This is a genomic window from Methanomassiliicoccales archaeon, assembly GCA_036504055.1.
GTDB lineage: Archaea > Thermoplasmatota > Thermoplasmata > Methanomassiliicoccales > UBA472 > DASXVU01.
On the sequence record DASXVU010000029.1, the window covers coordinates 14,261 to 36,310 of the forward strand.

Below are 22,050 nucleotides of genomic sequence, written 5' to 3' on the forward strand. Positions count from 1 at the left end.
CTCACCTCGGCCACGGCCTTGGCGCTGTCGAGGTGGCCGACACGTGGCATGGGTCATTTTTCAACGGAGAACCTACTAATATCGAGACCTAGGAAGAAGGTTCAGGGACTCGCCGCCAGCATCGCGACCTTCCCCAGATGGAATCAAGATGTCTATCGCCGATTCGATAAAGACCGACCACACCGAGTTCAGAAGCATGATTGCGACCTTGCAGAAGACCTCCAGGGAGGATTTCGAACTGAGGAGGAGAACATTCTCCGACCTCAGGCGGAAGGTCTCCGCCCATTTCCTGGCCGAGGAGGACACCGTCATCAAGGAGATGGCAAAATTGACCGAACTGAGACCGTTGGCCCTGGAACTGTTGGAGGAACACCAGGCGATCCGCGACCTGTTCGATGTGCTGTGGGCGACAAACTGTGACGACGAAGTATGGCTGCCGAGGCTCTCTCCGATAGCCGAACTGTTAGCCATCCACATGGGCAAGGAGGAGAACATAGTCATACCCGCCGCCCCGAAATACTTCACAGATGCCCAGCTAGATGCGCTGGGAAGGGTATTCGACAAGGTCGAGGCTCAGGAGATGGGTCAGCTGTTAAAGGCGTAGGGGCAGCAGAATGAAGAAGAAACAGCATGGCATCGAAAAGGAACCGCACGGGGCGGAGCCGCCCCTCTTCATCTGCCAGGACCGGCAGTGCCACAGCCCGATGATGACCCGGGTCTACATCCCGGAGGGCTCCCCGCCGTTGGATGAAAGATGGGGATCCGGGGACCTCAGGGAAGACATACCGGTCAAGAAACGGATCCCTAATGACCGCCCAGACCGCTATTAGCACTATAGATCCTTGGAGGATGCCGGTCATCGAACAGGGTCCTTCGGGCAGTAATTATTTGGTCTTGACCGTCCCTTCCGGGAGAACTGAGGAGTTTCGCTCATGAACGACGTCAAATGGGACCTGTCTCAGCTTGTCAAGAGCACAGACCAATCGGAGATCGTCAAGGAACTCGACGCACTGGTGGAGGAGGCCGGAAAGAAGGCTACCGAATACCGGGGCAATATCAAGGACCTGGACGCCAAGGGTCTGAAGGCGCTCTTCGAGCAGAAGGAAGAGATGCAGCTGCGATATGAAGGCGCCATCATGTACAGCCGCCTGAGGTATTCGGCCGACACCACGGATGTGGTCTCGAAACAGCTGAACGACGCCGTCAGCAAGGCCGGCACCAAGGTCGGTCAGCAGCTCGCTTTTATGGACATCGAGCTGAGCTATCTGCTAAAACAAAGACCGGAACTGGTAAAGGACCCGGTCTTGGCCGAGTTCAGGCATGCCTTGGAACGGACCCTCAGGGCAGCCCCGTATCTGCTCTCCGAGGAGGAAGAGCAGATCATCATGTCCAAGGACCAGAACGGCGCGCACGCCTGGTCGCAGCTGCAAAGGGAATGGCTCAGCACCAGAACGTTCCCGATAGAGGTCGAGGGGAAGAGGAAGAGATTGCCTTACGGGCAGATAATCGGATTGTACGGATCGCCGGAAAGGAGACTGAGGAGGGATGCCAACCGGATCGTGTACGGACGGCTGGGCAAGGACGAGATCATCTGGTCCACGGCACTGCGCTCGATCTGCGATGACCACCTGCAGAACTGCGACCTGAGGAAGTACCCGACACCGGAGACGTCCAGCCTCATCTATAATGACGTTGAACCGGAGGCCGTCGATGCGCTCATGACCACCATGAAGGACAATGTTGGCGTGTACCGCAGGTACCTCAAGCTCAAGGCCGAGATGATGGACCTGGACCGACTGGGCAACTGGGACATCATGGCACCGCTGCCCAAGGCGCCCAAGATGACCTTCACCTGGGACCAGGCGCATGAGACGGTCGTCAAGGCCTATGGCGGTTTCGATCCCCAGCTTGGCGAATGGGCCGAGGACATGTACCAGAAGAAGCACATAGACGCTGAGGTGCGCCAGGGCAAAGTCAGCGGCGCATTCTGTTCTGACTGGTACGGCGGCCGGTCCGCCTATGTGCTCCAGAGCTTCAACGGCCGCCTGGACGATGTCTACACGCAGGCGCATGAGATGGGGCACTCCATGCATGCCTACCTGACCTCCCGGGCGCAGCGGGCCACCAACACCGCCATCAGCTATTGCATAGCCGAGTGCGGCTCGATCTTCGGCGAACTGCTGTTGACGGATCACCTGATCGGCAAGGCCAAGGACGTCAAGGAGAAGCAGGCGGTCCTGACCCAGGTCATGGACGGGTTCGGGCAGGCGGCTTTCCAGGTGAGCGCCCGGTACTTCTTCGAGAAGAGCCTGTACCAGGCCATCCGGGACGGAAGATATCTGGACGGGGAGACGATATCGTCGCTATGGGTCAAGGCCAGGGATGATGTGTACGGGGACTCGGTGGAATGGCTGCCGGAGATGAAGTGGGAGTGGACGATGAAGATGCACTACTACATCCCGGAACTCCGCTACTACAACTATCCCTATGTGTTCGCCCAGCTGTTCGTGTTCTCCATGTATCGCCTGTACCAGGAGCAGGGCAAGGCCTTCGTCCCCAAGTTCAAGGGCCTGCTGTCGGCCGGATCGAGCCGCTCCGCGGCGGATCTGGCATCGGGGCTCGGTTTCGACATCGGGAAGGAGGGATCGTGGCAGAAGGGAATGATCCAAGCTGAGACCTTCATCGAAGAGCTGGAGGGTACGCTCAAATAGTCCGGTGTCGGTGGAGGAACCACTGGGATATCCAGGACCAAACCGTTTTTCCATACATTTGGAGAAGGATCTCAGAAAAGGCCGATGAGCCAGCGATTGTCCTTCTCCTCCAATCACTCTTCATTAAAATCAATTTAAATACTAGTACATTATTGGTGTTATTATCCCAAGAGTCGTTTCACGGTTTTTGAGATATAAACAAACAAGGTAGAGTAAAAATGTACGGTGGTAACAGAGGCAACAGCTATGGACGCCCAAGGAACGACGGACCGCGCGAGATGCACAACGTAAAGTGCTCAGACTGCGGAGCCGAGACCCAAGTCCCATTTAAACCGACCGAGGGAAGGCCGGTTTACTGCAGGGAATGCTTCCAGAAGCACAAGCCCAAGGACAGGTTCTAAACCTGTTCTAAAAATATTTCAAAAACCATAATCAAAAATAGGCAAATCAGTCTGCCCAGTCCTCGAAAGGGGGCAGGGTTCTTTTTCTAATAAATTCCTCAGAACACCGAAAGGTCAATCAACCTAAGGATTTGTTCAGATCATTCTCCGAGGTTAATCTCTAATATCAGCTGTTGCCAATCGACATCCGAGGTTGCTCAATGGCAAACGAGAAGATAGCGGTGGTGACTGGCGCCACGGGTTCCCTTGGCAGTGCGGTCACTAAAGGGCTGCTCACGCAGGGGATACATGTCATCGTCACATATCGGACCGAAGGGTCATTGGCCGGTCTGCGTGACGAAATCGGCACCGAGGCGGACAAGATCGAGCCCCGGAAGGCCGATGTGACCGATGAGAAGGATGTCGCCGAACTGTTCGACGCGGTCAGACAACAACATGGCCGAGTGGACATATTGATCAACAACGTCGGCGCCTACAGCGGAGGGAAGGAGATCTGGAACACCCCGGTGAAGGAGTGGGACGACATGTTGATCGTCAACCTGCGCTCGGCCTTCCTGTGCTGCCGGGCGGCCTTGCCCATGATGGTCGAGCAAAATTACGGGAAGATCGTCAACATAGCGGCCCGTCCGGCCCTGGAGAAGCGCTACCGGGCCAAGTCGGGGGCCTATTCGGTCTCAAAGGCGGGCGTGCTGGTATTGACCGAGACCATCGCCGAGGAGGTAAGGAAACTGGACATCAACGTCAACGCGGTCCTGCCCAGCACCATCGACACACCGGAGAACCGCAAGGCCATGCCGCAGGCCGACTTCTCCAAATGGGTACCGCCGGCAGAGATAGCCATGGTGATCATGGGCCTGGTATCAGACAACATGAGACCGGTGAGCGGTTCGGCGGTCACGGTGTACGGTAAGGCATAGGCACGAACGAAGGCTGGAACGGCGAGGGGTTCACCCTCTGTCCGTTGCGCCCCCTCCACGCCATTCCTTGACTACCGGCCCATCTCCTTCTCCTTGGCCTTCCGTTCACGGCGCTGCTGCTTCAATAGCGCGTCGTCCACCGGCCTGAACCCGTTCTGTACCCAGTCCTTCCGATAGATGAACGCCTCAACTGCCCAATAGATGCCCCACAGTGCCGCCGCGAAGATGAACAGCCAGAGCAGCGGTTCGAAGTTGAGGTTGAAATGGATGTTGGTGTTGAACACGTCCATCGAAACGGTGACATGGCCTTCGAGCGCGGCGAAGAATATCCAAGTGCAGATCAGCGCCACCACGACCAGGGCGAAGGTTAGCCTGGAGACCGAGCCCTTGGGATAGAAGCCCTTGAAGAATGACAGCACGGCTATCGGCAGGCCGATGTACAGAAGCAGATTGGCCAGCCTGTCCAGAGTGGCCGAGCCCAGCCCGAGAATGCCGTCGCTGTTGCCGCCCATGCTGTTCGCCAGGCCCTGCAGCATCCCCTGGGTGGCTTGGATGACCCCACCAAGCAGGATGATGAACAACAGCGGGAAGATCACGAACTTGAGCAGCGCCCTGTCCGCCTCTGCCATTCCCGGCAAGAACCTTCCGTAACGGATGCGGAAATCCTGCAATAACGTGTGCCGCTGCGGATCCTCCGCCGGGAGCGGCTCGGGCCATTCGACCCCAGGGTAGGTCCTGGCCATCCATTCCAGGAACGGTCTGCGGAAATCGATGAACTCCGCCAGCTTATAGAACGATTTGAAGACGATGAACAGGGTCAGCAGCCACAGGACCAGATCGAACCTGAAGGGGAAACCGGCATCGCTGAAGGCCGGACCCATCCTCCCGCCCATGTCGAAAGACCACACCATCAGGACATAGAACGGGATCATTGCCATGTCGAACGTTAGGCGGGAGACCGAACCCCTGGGATAGAACCCTTTCAGACCCGCCAATATCGTCAGCGCCGCACCGAACAGCAGGATATAGATGCGATAGTCCATGAACAGCTGGGCCAGATGCCTGGCCGAAGAGGAATTGAACCCGTTGAGGACCGAACCGATGACCAGGAAGATCAAGAATGGGACGATGATGAACTTGATCGCCGCAAAGGTCACCGCCCAAATGGCCTTCGATACCGATCCTAGTTCCAGCTTGAACTCGTTCATAGCACCGGGCTCCATTGATAATCGACGGTCTTGTACACCGAGGCCGACATGAAACCGGCCTGGACCTTGAAATGCAGCTGATCCGAGTGGGTCGCCAGATATTGACCGGTCTGGCTGGTGAGGTTCAGAACGATATTGCCATTGTTCTGCGGACGCAATACGATCTGCTGGTCGCTGGTGGCCATCACGCCGGAATTGTTGCTCATGGTCACCTTGAGATCCATCGGGGCCCCGGAGACCATGCTGGAGACGCTGACATGATAGGGGATCGTCATCGTGTATTGACCTCCGCTCTGGCTCACCCGGGCATGGCTCGTGTCGATCCCATAGTCAGAGACCAGCGGTGGCCAATCGGTGGAGGAGTTACCTCCAATGCTGGCCGAGACCCATCCAAGGGGATAGGTGGCGCCGATCTCCAGCGCCATGTTGACCTTCGTTTGGTTGAATACAAAGGAACTGAGCGCGGTGCCGTTCATCTTGTTTAGGTCAATGGTCATCTTCAAGGGCAGATTGCTCCACTGACCGGAGCGGATGTCCGTATGGCCTGTGGTGTAATTGCCCAGGCTGGTGGCATTGGCGTCGGTCATGCCTAGCACGAGGAAGAAATCCTTGACATCGAACATCGCACCGTTGTATACACCGACCGACGAACCCAGCTTCAGAGTACCGTTGTCGAAGCTCCATGCCGCATTGTTCAGCTCCGGAGCGTTCACCTTAACCCCTCCGGTCATCGGGGTGATCAGCGCCAGCACCAATATCACGATTATGACGATCTTGAATGCCAGTATGCCCAGCCGGGTAACTACGAGCTGCCATCTCGAATCGGAAAAGAGTCCCATCGGCGCGAACAACGCCTTGCCCGGTAATAATGGATTCCATTATGGATGATGTTCGAAAAAAAAGGCCGGTACTGCGTACCAGGCCCAAAAGATCGTTTGGCTTGATGGCTTTTCCTTACAGAAGCTCACATAAGGCCGAGCTGCTTCATCATTCCGACGACGTCGTAGAATAGCCGCTCCTCGACGATCTCGCCGTCCTTCCAGGTCGCTACCGTACAGAACTCCAGTTTCGCTGTCTTTCCGGCCGGCACCATCTTCCCGTCGGCTCCCTTCATCGGCACCTTGGTCGTTACCGTCCAATCGGCGACGGTGCAGGTATGGTCTCCCAGACCTATGGCGATCTTATATGGGTTGTTCACAAGCCGGTTGTCGAAGTTCTTGAAGAACTCGGTGGCCTCCACATCATGGTTATGCCTTCCCTTGGTGGGCAGAGGCTGGTTCGGCCAGTATACGAGGACGTCCTCCTTGTGGCGTTTCTTGAAGGTATCCCACAAGGGACTTCCCGGTCCGGCGTTCCAGGCATCGTCCAAGGTCTTCATCAACTTCAGGTTCTCTTCAACTGTCATTTTTTCACCAATGATTCGACCGTAGTCCGAAGGATTTAACGGTTACTCCTCGACAAGATTCTCAATGGTGACGGTCTAAAGGCCAAGATCGGAGGCCCTGGCCTGCATCCCTTCGAGGCATAGCGATAAGAATTCCTCCTTTCCTATCCCGATCTGTTCGCATACCATTATCCGTTCCCGGCTCACGCCTTTGGCGAAATCCTTCGCCCCGAACTTCTTCACCAACGATTCAGGGCGGACGTCCGAAAGCTTCTTTGATGGCGTCACCAGCGCGCAGGCGGTCACCAGGCCTGAGGCGGCGTCGCAAGCTATCAGCCCTTTCTTCATGGGCGTGTCCGGAGCCACGCCGGTGTGCTCGTGATTATGGGCCATGATGGCATCGATCAGCTCCTGGTCGACCAATCCCTCCAGAATGCCCTTGGCCCTGATCGTGTGGTCTTCGATGCCTTTGCATACCTCGAAATCGACATCGTGAAGTATGCCCACCAATTCCCACCGTTCTGGATCATGGCCCAACCGGAAGGCGACCGCCCTCATTGCTGCCCCTACGGCGATCATATGCTTCACATTGTTCTCTTTAGACACATGTCTCCGGACAAGAAGAAGAGCATCATCTCGGGAGATGTCTTTGATCATCATCGCATCTATGTAGGAACCATAATTTGACCTTTCACATAGGATCAATGATCCTACGATATATCGCAAACCCATGAAGGGTCGACAGGGCTCCTGGATTGTCCCAATTCTGAATGGTAATATAACTTCTGTTTTCATTTATGGATTCGATATCTGATCGGATGGACGCCGTCTCACTTCGATCGATCCACCTAAAATTTCATGGCATTTGAAATAGGTTTAATATTGAATTAACCGAATCCTTGACGGGCTTATCCTCAATGATGAACCAAAATAGCATCTCGGTCCTTTATATCGACGATGAAGAGGATATGCTGGACGTCTGCAAGCTCTATCTTGAACTTTCTGAGGACATCCGCATTGAGACCGAGGTCTCGGTCGATCGGGCGGAAAGGAGGCTCGACGATGAACGGTTCGATGCGATTATCTCCGATTACCAGATGCCGGAAATGAGCGGCATCGATTTCCTCAAACGGCTTCGGGCGAAAGGCAACGACATCCCGTTCATACTTTTCACTGGCAAGGGAAGAGAGGAGGTGGTTATCGAGGCCATCAACTCCGGGGCCGATTCCTACGTCCAAAAGGGAGGGGAAGCAAGGTCCCAATTCGTGGAATTGGGCCATAAGGTCAGGAAGCTGGTGGAGAAGAAGAGGGCCGAACGGTCGCTGAAGGAGAGCGAGGAGAGATACCGGATGCTATTCGAGGGCATCCAGGAAGGAATGGCCTATTGTCAGATGCTGTATGACCAGAACGGAGAACCCATAGATTGGCGCTATTTGAAGGTCAACGCCCAGTTCACCGCGCTGACCGGTCTGGAGGACATCGAGGAGAGGAACGCGACGGAGGTCATCCCCGGGATAATGGAACAGGACCGGGACCTTCTGGCCGCCTACGACCGGGTTGCCTCCACCGGGGCCCCGGACAAGTTCGAGATCTACTTCAACTCGTTGGCAATATGGCTGGACATCTCCGTCATCAGCCCGACCAGAGGATTCTTCATAGCGATCTTCGAGAATGTCACTGCCCGGAAACTGGATGAACAGGAGAGAGAGACCACCATAGAGTTCCTGAGGCTGGTCAACACCTGCAAGAACGTGAAAGAGCTGGTCGGATCCGCCATCACCTTCTTCCGGAAACAATCTGGCTGTGAGGCGGTTGGCATCAGGCTGAAAGACGGGTTCGATTACCCTTACTACGAGACGAGGGGTTTCGATGAAGGGTTCGTGCTGCTCGAAACGCATCTATGTTCCTATGATGACCATGGCGAGCTGTGCATGGATGGGAACGGATATCCGATCCTGGAGTGCATGTGCGGCAACGTGATCTGCGGCCGTTTCGACGTGACGAAGGACTTCTTCACGGCCAACGGAAGCTTCTGGACGAACAACACCACCAAGCTGCTGGCGACATCAACGGAGGACGACCGCCATTCCAGGACCAGGAACCGCTGCAACGTGGAAGGCTACGAATCGGTGGCCCTTATCCCCCTATCCATGGGAAGGGAACGGTATGGCCTCCTGCAGATGAACGATCGCAGGATCGGCATATTCTCGCCCCAGCTCATCGCCCGGTGGGAACGCCTGGCCGGATATCTTTCCGTAGCCTTATCGAAGTTCCTGGCCGACGAAGCGCTCATCGAGAGCGAGGTAAAATACCTCAACCTGTTCGAATCGATCGAGGAGTCCGCGGGGTTCTTCGAGTACGTACTGGACGGGGGAGGAGAGGTGGCCGATTTCATATGCCGGGACGTGAACCCGGCGGCATTGGCGGCGATGGGATACGACTCCAAGGAGGACGTGCTAGGGAGAAGGATGGGAGGTCTGGGTCCAGAGAGGACTCTTGCGCCCCCGGTAGCGGCGATAGCCGAGATGAGAAGAACTGGAAAGACGGTCATAACGAATATCCATCTCACGGCCCGGAATCGGGACTTCATAACCGCCATCATTCCCATCGATGAGGATCATTTCATCCTTACCAGCAGGGACGAGACAGATGTCGTGGAGATGAAGAGGATGGCCGATAACGATGCGTCCCGGATGAAGGCGATCATGGACGTCCTGCCGATCGGACTCATCCTCACGGACGAGACCGGTGCGATCATGGCGATCAATGACATCGCGAGGAAATTGTGGGGCGGATCATTCCCCATGGCTGAGAACGTGGCGGGCTACGGCATCTACAAAGGCTGGTGGCGTGACACCGGGAAGGAGATATCACCTGACGAATGGGGGGCGGCCCAAGCCATCAGCGAGGGAAGGACGGTGCTCGGCCAGGTCCTAACGATCCAAGGGTTCGATGGGGTCATGAGGTCGATGGTCAACAATGCGGCCCCGATAAGGACGAGGGAAGGCAGGATCGTGGGAGCGGTGGCGGCCACCCAGGACATCACGGAAAGCATGCTTCAGGAAGAGTCCCTACGCATCGCCAATGGGAAGCTGAAGCTTCTGGACAAGATCAACCGGCATGATATACGGAACCAATTGACGGTGTTGAGAGGAAGCCTGGAGCTAGTGAGAAGGATGATCTCCGACTCCGAAGGCCTCAAGCGCCTGGAGCAAGCCGGAAAGGCGGCGGAGATGATAGAAAAGCATGTGAACTTCGCAAAGCAGTATCAGGAGCTGGGGAGAACCTCACCGACCTGGCAGTCATTGAAAGTGGAAATAACCAAGGCATCGGAGGGCTTCGAACAGATCGATCTACGGATGGACGGTGAGCAGATATGCAACCCTGAAATTCTTGCCGATCCCATGCTTCCCAAGGTCTTCCAGAATCTGTTTGAGAACAGTCAGCGATACGCAGACAGACCGACCAGAATAAAGGTCCATTGTGAGAGGGACGGAACGGACCTCCTGGTCGTCTATGAGGACAGAGGTCAGGGAATACCAGGGCCAGAGAAGGAAAAGGTCTTCGAGAAGGGTTATGGCAAAGGATCCGGAATGGGACTTTTCCTGATCCGTGAGATCCTCGCCATCTCAGGCATCGAGATCAGCGAGAACGGTATCCCGGGACAGGGGGCCAGGTTCGAGGTCAGGGTCCCTCCGGGACGTTTCCGCAACTGCGGGTGAACCGTTCATCGAGAGTGATATGTCTCGGTCCGATACATGGCGCCGAACAACGATCGAAATTGAAAAGGAAACGGTCGATAACATTATCGTCATGATGCTGGAATTGTATCATTCAGACGAGGTGTCAAACGATGAAGGTGGCGATCGCAGGCGCCGGGATGGCCGGTTCCTATCTGTATAAAAGGTTGAAGGACCAGGGTCTTCACGATGTGGACCTATATGATGTAAGGAAGACCACTGCCTGCGGGTGCCGGCCCTGCGCCTGGGGGATAGCGCCGACATCGGGCTATCGGGAAATGATATCCAAGGTATCCGATCCATCCATTTTCGAAAGGCACCATTCATCCCAGGTCTCCGTCGACGGCGTCATGATACGTTCGGACATGATGACCATCGACAAGCCGGGCCTTATCCGAGAGCTGACCAAAGATGCGGCCATCCGAGAAGGCCAGATCGACCTGGACAATTATGACCGTGTCATCGATGCCACCGGTGTGAGCCGGGCTTACCTGCCGGACATAGAGAACGACATCATCGCCGATTGCGTACAATACCGGATAAGGAGCGAGGAGACGATGGACCTGTGGTTCAGGACATCATCCCTGGGGTATGAATGGTGCTTCCCTCTGGGAAACGGCGAGTATCATGTTGGGTTCGGCAACCTCAAGACCGATGTGAATGGTTACCGGCCTGCGTTGCTGAACGAGGCCGATAAGGGATCGAAGCAGGTACGCTGCAGATGCCAGAGCCGGGTGAGGCTGTCCTCACCGTTCTTTTCACAACCGTTCGTCAAGGACGGTAAGATCGTAGGGATCGGGGAGAGCATAGGGGCCGTCGGCCCGCTGGCCGCAGACGGGAACATCTATGCCCTGCAGACGGCGGAGATGCTGCTGGAGAACTGGGACGACCTGGACCAATACACCGAAAGGGTGCTTCAGAGATTCGATTGGATGAAAAGGGAACGGAAGGCGGCGGAGAAGCTGAGGGACGGGATCATGCCCAGCATGGCGGATGCGCTGGTGTTCAAGAGGCACAGCAACATGGTCGGCATCGAAATGAACACGCTGCACATCCTAAGACTGTTCAGAAGGTCATTGGAGCATTGAACGGGGGTGGACAGATGTCGGGGCCAATGAAGGCGTCGGAAACACTGGTAATTAATAGAGATCTTGGTTGGTATCGGTATCTGGTGCATAACCGGTCGGTGACGGGAAGCCTGTTCACCCTGCTGCACCTGCCCTTCATGCTCGCGTTCCTCTCCCTCGTGCTGCTGGGAACTTTCACGGTGGCCAAGATCGACCAGACGGTCCTCCTTTTGTCACTTGCTGCGGTGGCGGCCATGCTCTACGGCGAGCATATGATGGATGATACCACGCAGGTGGGAAAGCCGTGGAGGACCGTCTTCTCCGATCGGACGCTCACCTTCCTGGGGATCGGTCTGGATGTCGTGGCGGCGGGGATCGGCCTATATGCCAGCTATCGTTTTGGGACGGCCCTTCCGATCGTGGGGGTGTCGCTGGGGATCGTGTTCTGCACCCTCTATGGGCTAGAAAAGTGGAAGTTCCATCAGGTCTGGTTCGGCGCGCTCGGGATGGGGGCGATCGCCATGTTCTCATATCTTGCCCAGACAGTGATAGCCGGACAGACCCCGGATGCACCGGTGACCCTACTGCTCCTCGGCACCGGTTTCACTTTCAGCTATGTGCTGCTAGGGCTTTACGAATACACCAAAAGGGACGGAAGCCGGGTCATATGGAACATACTGGGCGGACAGTTCGCTTTGTCATATCTCCTGGGATTGGCCGTTCTGTGGTTCAGGTGATGTAAAGCTCCGTAACCCCGGGAGACGGGCCGGAACCTTAATTGCCCTTGTGCTCAGAACTCTACCACGGTGAATCCAAATAGAGATCGGAGGGACTTCGCAATTTCCGGAAAGAAGGTGCTCCCGGCAAGGCCAAGAGAAGCTCAGACTCCGTTGCGAACAGGGGAATCCCACGAATCTCTAGACAGCCGAAGGGGCGTTCCATGAAACCGGTTTCCCTGTTCTATTTCGCCAGGATAAAACCGATGGCGGCATGGACCATCAGCGGATCGCTGTTGGGTGTGGCGTTGGCAGGCTATCTGACCGGCTGGCATATCATCGATGGTTTCTCCACGTTCCTGGCAGCCATCGTCGTCGTCCTCATGCAGTATGTGGCCCATCCGATGAACGACATCATGGACTACGAGCTTGACCGACAGGCCCCCATAGAGGCGACCGGCCGGGTCAAGCCTCTGGTAGACGGCATGATCACCAGGAAGGAGACCAAGTGGTTGAGCCTGTCCATAGTGCTGTTGATCGTTGTCATAATGGCATATCTGATCTGGCTCCGTCCGGTCCTGATCCTGCCGGCGGCCTATGGTATGGCCGCTTTGATCGGCTATAATCATAAGGCGACAAAGCTGGCCTACAGACCCTACAGCGAACTATACATCAGCATGCCGATCAACGCCATCGCCGTCTTCGTCATTTCCTACATCGGTTCAGGTCAGCTAAGCCAGGTGGCTACGGTCGTGGGCGTCTGCTTCGGATTCGCCTCCAGCTCGTTCTTCGTGAGCATGATGAGCATGGATTTCCCAACCGACAGAGAGAACGGAAAACGGACCACGATCGTGACCCATCCCCGGCTGAGATGGTGCATGTACTACCCACTGACGGGTCTGTTCTTTACCATTGTTTCCGCCCCATTGATAATGGATGCCCTCCCACCGTTCCCGGCAGCGGCATTCCTCGGGGTGACGGTCGTGGTCTTCGCGCTCTTGGCACTGCTCGGCTCAAAGGTGGACAGGATCAGGCTGGATTACCTGGCAGGGAGGACCTCGAACATGGAAGGGGCGACCGGGGCGGGCAGATTGTACCAACTTTACCTATCGGTCGTCTATGCTCTTTCGCTGGCGGCCCTTTTCGCATACCTGAGGATGTGATCTTATGGGACTCGTAAAAGCAACCGGACCAAGCCGAGAAGCCGCCATTGTTGAGCCGATGATGAGGAGATGCTCCTCATATCCCGTCTACCTGGAAAGGATCAAGCCCGCCATCGATGAACGGATCATGCGATCGGTCTGCAATGATGCGAATGGTGCATTGGACCGAAGGCTGGAGAACCCTTTGAGGCAGGGGAAGAGGATGAGGGCGGGATTGCTCATGCTCATATTCGAAACGTACGGTCAGGAAAGATACCGCGATATGGCCCTCGACCTGGCATCGGCCATCGAGATCGCCCATGCCGCCAGCCTTATAGTGGATGACATGCTGGACGAGGATGTGACCAGGCATGGATCGCCGACCATGCATATCACCGCCGGGCATAAGAGCGCCATACTGGGCACCATCGGTCTTATCTCCTATCCCTACCAGATCACTTCCAGATATGGTGAGGAATACGTCCTGGGCATGGCCAGGACACATCGGGCCATGGTTCAGGGGGCCAGCCGCGAAATGCGTGGCGCACCTTCTGTCGGTGTGAAGGAGACCTATGACGGCATAATCGAGATGAAGACCGGCCAACTGTTCGGACTGGCCGCCCGCTATGGTGCGTTGGTGGCCGGATGCACCCCCGAAGTGACGGAGATGTGTTCTGAGTTCGGGAACCTTACCGGCAGGGCGATGCAGATCGCCGATGACGTGACCGACCTGGAAGCATTGTTGAACGGAAAGAAGGCGGGCATCAGAGGATCCGAGGCGATACTGCTCAGATGCTGCCTCGGTCGGATCGGGGAACCGCCGGAGGAGGTGGAACGTGACGTTGGCGGGGATGTCGGTCCATTGGACAAGGCGCACCGTCAGGACATAGAGAAGGCGCTTGGCGGATACCTTGAGGCTGCCATCAAGAATGCCGTGGGGGCGGTCCATAGGCTCATGGAAGGGATCGGACCTCAGGTTCAGGATAATGGCAATCAAAAATTACCCGAGCTGGGCAGTGTACCGGCCGAGATCGCGGCGATGGTGCTCAAAGAGGCCAAATGATCCTGACCGTCCGTTCTGTCAGCAAGGACCTGACGAAGAGAACATCTCAAAGAAAAAGAGGACAGGCTGCCATTCCGACATGAGCTGGTCGGTCGGTTCGATCAAACCCGCGTCCAGAACCGCATGAATAAACCGGCCAGAACGGTTCAGATGTGTCCAGTGCCTGAGGTGCAGGTCTTTTCGGACCGACCCTGTCATTGACGGTTCAACGGTACGCGATGACCGTGGCGCCGATGTCCTTCTCCACCTTCTGAAGTTCCTTAACTTGACCATTGGACAGTTCCGCAAACTCCAGGGGCTTGTAGGCCATGAGGACCACTCCGAGCTCCTTCTCGAGGGAGTTGATCTTCTTTATGTCCGAGGCAGAAACGTCGGCTAGCTTGTTCAGGCAAACCATTTTTTCACCTATGGGCTCATGGCCAGTCGTATTATTTTAACCTTATTTATCTGGTCCATACATCCAACCTGAGAACTAGTGAATGACCATGTGGCATGTTACAACGACACAAGGTTTAACAGAACCCTTGCCTTGCCTTCGTGCAGGAACGATGGCAAATATTCCGGAGACCGACGAGGGCAGGAAGGATCGGTACCTCATACTGGTGGTGGTCCTAGCTGGAGTGTTCATGTCGGTGCTCGACGGGGTGGTTGTCACCATCGCGCTGCCGAGCATCACCTCCTACTTCCGAGTCGGAGTGGCGGAGTCCCAATGGGTGGTGACCACCTATCCGGTCATCGAGACGGCTTTCATCATCATCTTCGGGAAGGTGGCCGAGCGCACCGGCAAGGCCAAGATGTTCACTGGGGGGCTGGTCCTCTTTACCGTCTCATCACTGATGTGCGGAGTATCTGGCTCATTGGAACTGCTGATCCTATTCCGGGTGGTCCAGGGCATGGGTGCGGCGATGCTGTTCTGCATCGCGGCGGCGATCCTTTTCCAGGTGTTCCGTCATGAGGACCGAGGTAAGGTCATGGGACTCCTCGGGTCCGCGGTGGCGGTGGCCATGCTGGCAGGTCCGGCCATCGGCGGCTTCATCGTAGGAGGGCTGGGATGGCAATACATCTTCTGGATCAACGTACCGGTGGGAGTGTTCGCCGCCGCTCTGGCGTTCAAGACCCTGCGGCTTAACGAGATGGTGGTTAGGCATCTCAGGATGGATTATGCAGGTTCTGTGCTATGGATCATCGCGATCGTGACACTGATGCTCACCCTGGGCGAAATGGCGTCTGCCGGTGAGGTCACCGTGACCGCCTTGGCCTTCATGATCGCCTTCGCCTTATCATTGATCGGTTTCACTTTCTGGGAGAAACGCGCGCCCTATCCGTTGTTGGACATCTCGGTATTCCGGGTGAGGGCATTCACCTTCGCCGGATTGAGCATGGCCATGTTCTTCATCAGCTCCAACATCGTCTCGGTGGTCGGTCCGTTCTATTACGAAGGAGTGCTGGGTTATGGCCCTGAGACGGTGGGTCTCATCTTCATGATACTGCCGGCAGTGATGATCTTCGGTTCGCCGATCACTGGCAGAATGTATGACCGGACGCATTCGCGGCATTACAGCCCGATAGGGCAGATAATCCGGGCCGGATCCCTGTTCCTGCTGGCCCTGGGCGTCTTCTGGCAGGATCTGATCACCATGCTGCTGGCATTCGCCATAATGGGAGGAGGCAGCGCTCTTTTCAAGAGCGTGAACGACACCGAGGTCATGATCACGCTGCCGAAGGAGAAGGCGGCGGTGGCCTCGAGCGTCTCGGCCACGTTCCGAAACCTCAGTATTCCCATCGGGACCTCGCTGGGCACCATGCTGCTGGTCTTCCAGATGGGGAAAGCGGACCTGACTGGAACGTTGGGATCGGAATTATCATCCAATCTAACAGCAGCGGCGACCGTTTCGGTCCTGGTTGCCGGTTCGCTTTCGCTGGCAGGAGCGGTCATTTCATATCTGGGAAATCGCAGGACTATTGAACCGTGAAGCTATTTGGATCACGATCGTATAAATGAAAAAAGAAAGAAACGGTCAGGCAAGAGCCTGTCCCGCTGGTTGTTTGAAGATCACTTCAGTATGCCCATCTTGAGGGCTCCGCCGGCCAGACCGACCATGCCCGCGGCGACGAGGAATCCGCCGTCAATACCGATGCTGCTGCCGAAACTTGCCGCCAGTCCCCAAAGGAAGAACAGAGCCGATATCCCGAGCATCACATAGGTCATGATGTCGTCCATGCCCTTGATCAGGTTGGGCATGATGACCATGGCGAGCATGAACAGACCTGCCAGGATGGCTATGATCCCCAAGAGGATGTAAGCTCCGGGAATGAACCTGACGGAGAGGTAGCCTAGATTGTCGAACCCTGCTCCCAAGAGCAGCACTCCTGAGAACAGGAACAGTATCTCGGTCAAACCCACGCTCTTTACGGTCGCCACTCGGGCCGGCCTTGGTGGCGGCTGCGGTGGGTAGTATTGCTGCGGTGGGGGCTGCTGGTACTGCTGCTGCGGGGCCGGCTGTTGGTACTGCGGTTGCGGGGCAGCTTGCTGAGTACTGTCCCAGTTGCCTGGCGTTAGCAACGAAGCACCGCAGTTCGGACAGTGCACCGCGTCGCTGACGATATTGTCCATTCCACAATTACTGCATTTCATAGGGAAAACCTCATTCCTCCAGCGTTGGATTGGTGGATGGGGGTTAATAGTTATCGGATAGGCCGTGTCAACGACGATCGAGCAGGACCTTCACTTCTTGAACATCTGAATCGGGATGCATATCTCGAACCTGGCCCCCTGACCGTATGTTCCATTCTCCCTGATGGTTATCCCGGTGATGGCCAATATCTCCCTGGAAAGGAAAAGTCCGAGGCCGGTCCCTTTGCCGAACCCTTTCGCGAATATCTTCTCCTTTTCCTCGTCCGGTATACCTGACCCCCTGTCCTCATAGATGAGGTTCATAACGCCGTCCGCAGATTCGCATCTGATGCTGATCAAAGTGGGTTTACCGGAGTATCGGACCGTGTTCTCGATCAGGTTGTTGAACACCTTAGGTAACATCGGATCGGCATAGATCGAGAGCCTGGCCGCCTCCTCGCTGATCTTAATGTCCTTGGCCAGTGGATTGGGGCGCACAGCATCGGCTACCATCTGCCACTGTGGGGCGGTGCTTCCCATGTCCTGGTATTCCTTGGTGAAACGGATCTGGTCCAGGATGTTCCGGCTGCTGTTATCCACCTTCTGGAGCATGGCTGAAATTTCCGGATCGGGGACCTTCATACGAACCAGGTCCAAATTGCCCCGGAGCACGGATATCTGATTGGTGATGTCGTGCCTCGTTATGCTGTTCAGCAGGCTGAGCTTCCGGTTCGCCCTTTCGAGGGCCACCTCTGCCTTCTTCCGATCGGTGACGTCCTGGTTGGCACCATACAAATGGAATGGGCGGCCCTGGGCATCCCTCTCCACCTCCACGCAGACGATGAGGTCCCTCACCTGACCGTCCCGGCGGACCATGCGGTGTTCCAGCTGATTGACGCCTATGGGAGAGAACAGATTGATCTCTATGATCTTGGCGACCCGGGGCCGGTCCTCAGGATAGACGAAGTTGTTGGTGTAGTCGTCCACCTTCATGAGATAACCGCCCTCCGCCTCTGCCGTCGTTCCGTAGAGCGAATAGAATGCGTCATTGAAAATGAACCGGTCCTTTTCCAGGTCCATGTCCCAGTAGACCAGCTTGGCCAGGTCCATCGCCACCGCCAGCTTGTGCTTGGCCGCCCGCAGGTCCTCCTCCGCGGCGGAGATCTGCGAATAGGAGGCTATCAGCTCATCGTTCTTCTCACGTATCTCCATCTCGGCCTTCTTCCGTTCCGTGATGTCCTGGAGAACGCCGAAGACGATCCTATTGACGGGATCGTATTCCGCCCTTGAATAGACCTCCACTGTTCTTCCATCAGAAGTGCGTTTGATCTTGAACTCGATATCGTAAGGTATGCCCTTCTGGATCAGATCGGCCATCGCAGTATCGAGCTGCGATCGGTATTCGGGCAATGGTATCTGCTTCACAAGCTCGTACGACTCATGCTTCCATTCTGTGCCATAGATCATCTTGGCACCCGACGATGCGAACATCTCTTTGGTGTCCAGGTGGAGTTCCCAGTGCCCGAACCCGGCGATCTCTTCTGCCCGGGTCAAGCGACTTTCGCTCTGCTTCAATGCGATGGCCGCCCTGCGCCTCTGAGCGGCCTGATCTATACGGTGTGCCAGTTCTGTGAACTGAGGGGTAGGGAGGCCACCTTTCTGCAAATAGGAATCGACACCCTCGTTCAGTGCTTGTATGACCACCTCCTCCCTTCCCTTTCCCGTGAAAAGGATGAATGGGATGTCGTTACCGGACCTTCTGAGTGTTCTGATGAATTCTAGCCCGTCCATTTCCGGCATCATGTAGTCAGAGACCACCACGTCGATGTCCCCCTTCTGGATCATCTTGATACCGTTGAAGGCGCTTGTGGTCGTCTCCAGGACGATCTCTCCGGAGGATTCCAAGAACTCTTTGGCCAATTCCAGGAGGGGCTCTTCATCATCGACGTAAAGGACCTTGATCATCAGTCGTTCTCTCTTCTGAATCGGCCGTTTCGGTTCATAAAACCTCATTCCCAATAATCAAAATACCGAACTGACCCGCGTCCTGTTGTAATACCAGATGTGCAATTGACCGAAGGTTCGGAGAATTCCAACGTAATTTGAGTAACATTCCTGACGAATGGATAGCATGTCCGGATCTCGGTCGATCGTTTCAGAACGGCTCGAAAGGGCTTCCATGCTCAGCCAGCATAACCTGGATGCTGGGTGCTTCGGCCAACCTTGCCTTGAGCTCCGCGATCGGCGTCCTCAGGTTATGCATCGGCACCACGATCGGTGCACCGATCGCCCTTGCAGCCTCGGCCGCCGCTTCCACATCCATCGTGAACGTACCGCCGATGGGAAGCAATGCCAGGTCAACATGACCGAGCTGCCTCATCTCCGGAATGAGATCGGTGTCTCCAGCATGGTAGATCGTCCTTCCCTCGATGGTGAGCAGATAACCCACGCACTTCCCCTTCTTGTGAAAGATGTGGCCTTTGAGACCGAGGTTGTACGCGTAGACCGCTTTGAGCTTGACCCAGCCCAGGTCATGTTCCTTCCCCGGTTCGGTGACCACGACATTTCTCAACTGTCCCGATCTCCCTGCGACCTTGCTGGGCGCTATGATGATGGTGGAGTCGCCGGCGAGCGCTGACACGGTTCCCTTCTGGAAATGGTCACCATGTGCATGCGTGACCAGCACCAGGTCTGCCTTGTCGTTCAGCTCAGGTCCCGGAGCATGTCCTTTGGGAGAATATGAGGGATCGATGTGGATGATCTTGCCGCCGGCCCTTATACGGAACCAGGAATTGCTCCCCTCGACCCAAGTAAGCTCCATGAGTATCTTCCTGGTCATGATTGGTCGATTCATTATATGAAAGTCGTCCGCACCTTCAGAGATTATTTATCGCTTGTTGTGCCCTTGACCGCCACAACAGGACGCACCAACATGGACGAAGAGTTGCTTTATCAGACCATATTCAAGAGGAAATCGATCAGAAAGTATGAACTTGCCCCGTTGGACAACGGCACGATGGAAATGATACTTTCAAGGATCGCCACGTTGAAACCTATGATCGCCGGGATCAGGACCGAGATAAGGATGCTGAAGGGCGAAGAGGTCAAGGGGATGTTCAGGGCGGACGCCCCTCATTACCTGGCCATCTACTCGGAGGATAAGGAAGGATTCCTGGCGAACGCCGGCTTTATCCTGCAACAGCTGGACCTCTTCTTCAGCGCCAACGGGATCGGCTGCTGCTGGCTGGGCGGTAGCAAACCGACCAAGAAGGTCGAACCGCTGGCAGGCCTGGAGTTCGTCATCATTCTGGCGTTCGGAAAGCCCACTGAAACGCTTCAGAGGAACAGCGTGACCGAGTTCAAGAGGCGGGCTCTTTCGGATATCTCCGACATAAAAGGAATGGACGATCTCATGGAGCCGTTGCGTTTGGCCCCTTCGGGAATGAACAATCAATCCTGGTATTACCGCGGGGACGCGAACCGGATCGACGCGTACTATGCAAAATCGATGATGGCCGATCAAATGAACCAGATCAACCTGGGCATTGGTCTGTGCCATCTCTGGCTGTCGGCGGTGCACTTCAAGAAGGAGATCGAATTCCTCATCGAGAGGCCGGATGAGGGCCGCACCCCGAAAGGATACCGGTATGTGGTCTCGGCGAAGATGCATTAGCCGTTGCATCTTCGGAGTTGATCGATCGAGGCGGGCCCTTTGAGGCTCTGGACAATTTCCTTTACCCCTTTTTTTTATTGACAATAGTAAATTAAGGGCAAAGGTTCAAGATTCTTTCGTGCATATCTTTTCAGAGGATGTCATGAACGACTGCATTCGGAAGCCCCGGCTCCTTCTGGTGGAGGACAACCGAGGGGACACTTTCCTAATCAAAGAGATGCTCCGGGACACCGGGATCGAGCTAAATATCACGGTGGCAGAGGACGGTCAGAAAGCGTTGGAGATCCTGGACCGTGCCAACGGGAATACGGAAAGACCTATCGACTTCGTCATACTGGACCTCAATCTGCCCAAGGTCAACGGGTTCGAGGTGCTGTCCTACATGAAGAGAATGCACGGGATGAGGGACATACCGGTCGTCGTCATGACCGGGTCCTTGAACAAGGATGACCGGATCAAGGCCACCTCGATGGGGGCGACCAACTTCCTTATCAAACCGTCCTCGAACAGCGAGTTCGAGGCTATCGTCGATTGGATGAAGGGAACGCTGATCGGTCTGGACAGGACCTCGGCGGAGAAGTGTCCGCCTGGGGTCAATGAGCTCAAGGCATGTCCAGGTGACCGATCCGTTCCGTACAGGGGATCGTCAAGGCCCACCGACCGGTCCGATGTGAACGATAGAACATCGAATCCTAACGGCCGTTTCGGTCCATTTTGATGATCAGTTGGACGATCACTTAACCGCCTGGTGCCCTGACCTCTAATCCTCATGAACCGTGCTTGCTGCAAGCTCCTTGGTCATCGCCAGGCTCTGCTGCAGTATCTCCGGGGTCCCCAGCCTGCATTCATGCCTGAGGTTCAGCTCGACCGCGAACTGCTTGGAGAGCGCCACATACTTCTCGATGTCACCAAGGCCATCGTCGATGAAAAGGACGCGGGAGTAGCCGTCGAACATCTTCTGCAGGTACCAGTCAAGGGAGATCCCCAGCTCCTCGTAGTTTGGCATTTGTTCGCGCATCTTCTTCTCGAACCATTCGCGGTTCATTAGGGCAAAGTAAGGGGTGTGGTACATGGTACCGGCGCACTTCTTCCGCTCGGCCGCATATTCCTCCGGCGTTATGAGCACCCCGATGCAGTCATCGCCCCTGAGCTGGATCGTGGGGACCTTCAGCTGCTGGGTTATGTCCTTCAGCGAATTGCATATCCCGTAACCGAGGAGGACCGCGTCCACTTTGCCCTCCAGGGAGTTCACCTTTTCGATGACCTTCTTCTTTAGCTCCTCCGGGTATTCGTGGAGTCCGAACTCCAGGTATTCCTTGTAGACGATGTCTTGGTCGTCCTTGATCAAGGGTTCGAGGTTCCTTTCGAACGTTTCGCAGGAGATTATGCCTATCCTCATTTTCTCAACCTCTGC

At 55.8% G+C, this 22,050-nt stretch carries 22 protein-coding genes; 13 read left to right on the forward strand and 9 right to left on the reverse strand.

Features of this window, described 5'->3' with window-relative positions; translation table 11 throughout:
* Positions 1 to 148: 148 nt before the first annotated feature.
* From VGK23_06110 to VGK23_06130, 5 genes are all read left to right on the forward strand, one after another.
* The gene (locus VGK23_06110) at positions 149 to 604 is read left to right on the forward strand and encodes a hemerythrin domain-containing protein (protein HEY3420109.1); all 456 of its coding nucleotides are present in this window, start codon (positions 149 to 151) and stop codon (positions 602 to 604) included.
* Positions 605 to 614: 10 nt separating this feature from the next.
* Complete coding sequence (locus VGK23_06115) at positions 615 to 830, forward strand: hypothetical protein (protein ID HEY3420110.1); 216 nt, start codon at positions 615 to 617, stop codon at positions 828 to 830.
* A 102-nt stretch (positions 831 to 932) separates the two neighbouring features.
* Complete coding sequence (locus VGK23_06120) at positions 933 to 2,711, forward strand: M3 family oligoendopeptidase (GenBank protein ID HEY3420111.1); 1,779 nt, start codon at positions 933 to 935, stop codon at positions 2,709 to 2,711.
* 218 nt (positions 2,712 to 2,929) lie between these two features.
* Positions 2,930 to 3,112: a CxxC-x17-CxxC domain-containing protein gene (locus VGK23_06125; GenBank protein ID HEY3420112.1), complete on the forward strand. Its 183-nt coding sequence runs from the start codon at positions 2,930 to 2,932 to the stop codon at positions 3,110 to 3,112.
* Positions 3,113 to 3,312: 200 nt separating this feature from the next.
* The gene (locus VGK23_06130) at positions 3,313 to 4,029 is read left to right on the forward strand and encodes an SDR family NAD(P)-dependent oxidoreductase (GenBank protein ID HEY3420113.1); all 717 of its coding nucleotides are present in this window, start codon (positions 3,313 to 3,315) and stop codon (positions 4,027 to 4,029) included.
* Between the two features lie 71 nt (positions 4,030 to 4,100).
* On the opposite strand, the gene VGK23_06135 is transcribed toward VGK23_06130, so the two are convergent.
* The 4 genes from VGK23_06135 to VGK23_06150 all read right to left on the reverse strand — a co-directional run bounded on the left by VGK23_06135 (position 4,101) and on the right by VGK23_06150 (position 7,278).
* Positions 4,101 to 5,237, reverse strand: a complete 1,137-nt coding sequence (locus VGK23_06135) for a hypothetical protein (GenBank protein ID HEY3420114.1) — start codon at positions 5,235 to 5,237, stop codon at positions 4,101 to 4,103.
* Positions 5,234 to 6,076: a hypothetical protein gene (locus VGK23_06140; protein ID HEY3420115.1), complete on the reverse strand. Its 843-nt coding sequence runs from the start codon at positions 6,074 to 6,076 to the stop codon at positions 5,234 to 5,236. The genes VGK23_06135 and VGK23_06140 overlap by 4 nt, the downstream gene beginning before the upstream one ends.
* A 125-nt stretch (positions 6,077 to 6,201) precedes the next feature.
* Positions 6,202 to 6,642 (reverse strand): ester cyclase, encoded by a 441-nt coding sequence (locus VGK23_06145; protein ID HEY3420116.1) that lies wholly within the window; start codon positions 6,640 to 6,642, stop codon positions 6,202 to 6,204.
* Between the two features lie 75 nt (positions 6,643 to 6,717).
* Positions 6,718 to 7,278, reverse strand: a complete 561-nt coding sequence (locus VGK23_06150) for a hypothetical protein (protein HEY3420117.1) — start codon at positions 7,276 to 7,278, stop codon at positions 6,718 to 6,720.
* Positions 7,279 to 7,538: 260 nt separating this feature from the next.
* Here VGK23_06150 and VGK23_06155 point away from each other — a divergent pair, with 260 nt between their 5' ends.
* The 5 genes from VGK23_06155 (at position 7,539) to VGK23_06175 (ending at position 14,349) form a co-directional block, all read left to right on the forward strand.
* Positions 7,539 to 10,343, forward strand: coding sequence for a response regulator (locus VGK23_06155; GenBank protein ID HEY3420118.1), 2,805 nt, complete (start codon positions 7,539 to 7,541; stop codon positions 10,341 to 10,343).
* A 131-nt stretch (positions 10,344 to 10,474) separates the two neighbouring features.
* Positions 10,475 to 11,449, forward strand: coding sequence for a hypothetical protein (locus VGK23_06160; protein HEY3420119.1), 975 nt, complete (start codon positions 10,475 to 10,477; stop codon positions 11,447 to 11,449).
* Positions 11,450 to 11,463: 14 nt separating this feature from the next.
* Entirely contained in the window at positions 11,464 to 12,165 is a 702-nt protein-coding gene (locus VGK23_06165; GenBank protein HEY3420120.1) for a hypothetical protein, read from the forward strand.
* A gap of 203 nt (positions 12,166 to 12,368) precedes the next feature.
* Complete coding sequence (locus VGK23_06170; GenBank protein HEY3420121.1) at positions 12,369 to 13,307, forward strand: prenyltransferase; 939 nt, start codon at positions 12,369 to 12,371, stop codon at positions 13,305 to 13,307.
* A gap of 4 nt (positions 13,308 to 13,311) precedes the next feature.
* On the forward strand, positions 13,312 to 14,349 hold the full coding sequence (locus tag VGK23_06175; protein HEY3420122.1) for a polyprenyl synthetase family protein: 1,038 nt from the start codon (positions 13,312 to 13,314) through the stop codon (positions 14,347 to 14,349).
* A 205-nt stretch (positions 14,350 to 14,554) separates the two neighbouring features.
* On the opposite strand, the gene VGK23_06180 is transcribed toward VGK23_06175, so the two are convergent.
* Complete coding sequence (locus VGK23_06180; GenBank protein ID HEY3420123.1) at positions 14,555 to 14,746, reverse strand: hypothetical protein; 192 nt, start codon at positions 14,744 to 14,746, stop codon at positions 14,555 to 14,557.
* A gap of 151 nt (positions 14,747 to 14,897) precedes the next feature.
* On the opposite strand from VGK23_06180, the gene VGK23_06185 reads away from it, so the two are divergent.
* On the forward strand, positions 14,898 to 16,322 hold the full coding sequence (locus VGK23_06185; GenBank protein HEY3420124.1) for a DHA2 family efflux MFS transporter permease subunit: 1,425 nt from the start codon (positions 14,898 to 14,900) through the stop codon (positions 16,320 to 16,322).
* Between the two features lie 80 nt (positions 16,323 to 16,402).
* On the opposite strand, the gene VGK23_06190 is transcribed toward VGK23_06185, so the two are convergent.
* The 3 genes from VGK23_06190 to VGK23_06200 all read right to left on the reverse strand — a co-directional run bounded on the left by VGK23_06190 (position 16,403) and on the right by VGK23_06200 (position 19,817).
* Positions 16,403 to 16,984, reverse strand: a complete 582-nt coding sequence (locus VGK23_06190) for a zinc ribbon domain-containing protein (GenBank protein ID HEY3420125.1) — start codon at positions 16,982 to 16,984, stop codon at positions 16,403 to 16,405.
* Between the two features lie 90 nt (positions 16,985 to 17,074).
* Complete coding sequence (locus VGK23_06195; GenBank protein HEY3420126.1) at positions 17,075 to 18,928, reverse strand: response regulator; 1,854 nt, start codon at positions 18,926 to 18,928, stop codon at positions 17,075 to 17,077.
* 190 nt (positions 18,929 to 19,118) lie between these two features.
* Complete coding sequence (locus VGK23_06200) at positions 19,119 to 19,817, reverse strand: MBL fold metallo-hydrolase (GenBank protein HEY3420127.1); 699 nt, start codon at positions 19,815 to 19,817, stop codon at positions 19,119 to 19,121.
* A 78-nt stretch (positions 19,818 to 19,895) separates the two neighbouring features.
* Here VGK23_06200 and VGK23_06205 point away from each other — a divergent pair, with 78 nt between their 5' ends.
* Together VGK23_06205 and VGK23_06210 are read left to right on the forward strand one after the other, a co-directional pair.
* Complete coding sequence (locus tag VGK23_06205; GenBank protein HEY3420128.1) at positions 19,896 to 20,636, forward strand: nitroreductase family protein; 741 nt, start codon at positions 19,896 to 19,898, stop codon at positions 20,634 to 20,636.
* A 142-nt stretch (positions 20,637 to 20,778) separates the two neighbouring features.
* Entirely contained in the window at positions 20,779 to 21,354 is a 576-nt protein-coding gene (locus VGK23_06210) for a response regulator (protein HEY3420129.1), read from the forward strand.
* 42 nt (positions 21,355 to 21,396) lie between these two features.
* Here the strand turns inward: VGK23_06210 and VGK23_06215 are convergent, their stop codons facing one another.
* Complete coding sequence (locus VGK23_06215) at positions 21,397 to 22,035, reverse strand: DUF1638 domain-containing protein (protein ID HEY3420130.1); 639 nt, start codon at positions 22,033 to 22,035, stop codon at positions 21,397 to 21,399.
* Between the last annotated feature and the right edge of the window lie 15 nt (positions 22,036 to 22,050).

Excerpts from the sequence above, each read along its gene's own strand:
- VGK23_06195 (HEY3420126.1), bottom strand. The coding sequence starts at position 18,928 with ATGATCAAGGTCCTTTACGTCGATGATGAAGAGCCCCTCCTGGAATTG.
- VGK23_06130 (HEY3420113.1), top strand. The coding sequence starts at position 3,313 with ATGGCAAACGAGAAGATAGCGGTGGTGACTGGCGCCACGGGTTCCCTT.
- VGK23_06170 (HEY3420121.1), top strand. The coding sequence starts at position 12,369 with ATGAAACCGGTTTCCCTGTTCTATTTCGCCAGGATAAAACCGATGGCG.
- VGK23_06125 (HEY3420112.1), top strand. The coding sequence starts at position 2,930 with ATGTACGGTGGTAACAGAGGCAACAGCTATGGACGCCCAAGGAACGAC.
- VGK23_06150 (HEY3420117.1), bottom strand. The coding sequence starts at position 7,278 with ATGATCAAAGACATCTCCCGAGATGATGCTCTTCTTCTTGTCCGGAGA.
- VGK23_06145 (HEY3420116.1), bottom strand. The coding sequence starts at position 6,642 with ATGACAGTTGAAGAGAACCTGAAGTTGATGAAGACCTTGGACGATGCC.
- VGK23_06175 (HEY3420122.1), top strand. The coding sequence starts at position 13,312 with ATGGGACTCGTAAAAGCAACCGGACCAAGCCGAGAAGCCGCCATTGTT.
- VGK23_06120 (HEY3420111.1), top strand. The coding sequence starts at position 933 with ATGAACGACGTCAAATGGGACCTGTCTCAGCTTGTCAAGAGCACAGAC.
- VGK23_06190 (HEY3420125.1), bottom strand. The coding sequence starts at position 16,984 with ATGAAATGCAGTAATTGTGGAATGGACAATATCGTCAGCGACGCGGTG.
- VGK23_06115 (HEY3420110.1), top strand. The coding sequence starts at position 615 with ATGAAGAAGAAACAGCATGGCATCGAAAAGGAACCGCACGGGGCGGAG.
- VGK23_06140 (HEY3420115.1), bottom strand. The coding sequence starts at position 6,076 with ATGGGACTCTTTTCCGATTCGAGATGGCAGCTCGTAGTTACCCGGCTG.
- VGK23_06215 (HEY3420130.1), bottom strand. The coding sequence starts at position 22,035 with ATGAGGATAGGCATAATCTCCTGCGAAACGTTCGAAAGGAACCTCGAA.
- VGK23_06155 (HEY3420118.1), top strand. The coding sequence starts at position 7,539 with ATGATGAACCAAAATAGCATCTCGGTCCTTTATATCGACGATGAAGAG.
- VGK23_06200 (HEY3420127.1), bottom strand. The coding sequence starts at position 19,817 with ATGAATCGACCAATCATGACCAGGAAGATACTCATGGAGCTTACTTGG.
- VGK23_06210 (HEY3420129.1), top strand. The coding sequence starts at position 20,779 with ATGAACGACTGCATTCGGAAGCCCCGGCTCCTTCTGGTGGAGGACAAC.
- VGK23_06165 (HEY3420120.1), top strand. The coding sequence starts at position 11,464 with ATGTCGGGGCCAATGAAGGCGTCGGAAACACTGGTAATTAATAGAGAT.
- VGK23_06185 (HEY3420124.1), top strand. The coding sequence starts at position 14,898 with ATGGCAAATATTCCGGAGACCGACGAGGGCAGGAAGGATCGGTACCTC.
- VGK23_06110 (HEY3420109.1), top strand. The coding sequence starts at position 149 with ATGTCTATCGCCGATTCGATAAAGACCGACCACACCGAGTTCAGAAGC.
- VGK23_06180 (HEY3420123.1), bottom strand. The coding sequence starts at position 14,746 with ATGGTTTGCCTGAACAAGCTAGCCGACGTTTCTGCCTCGGACATAAAG.
- VGK23_06135 (HEY3420114.1), bottom strand. The coding sequence starts at position 5,237 with ATGAACGAGTTCAAGCTGGAACTAGGATCGGTATCGAAGGCCATTTGG.
- VGK23_06160 (HEY3420119.1), top strand. The coding sequence starts at position 10,475 with ATGAAGGTGGCGATCGCAGGCGCCGGGATGGCCGGTTCCTATCTGTAT.
- VGK23_06205 (HEY3420128.1), top strand. The coding sequence starts at position 19,896 with ATGGACGAAGAGTTGCTTTATCAGACCATATTCAAGAGGAAATCGATC.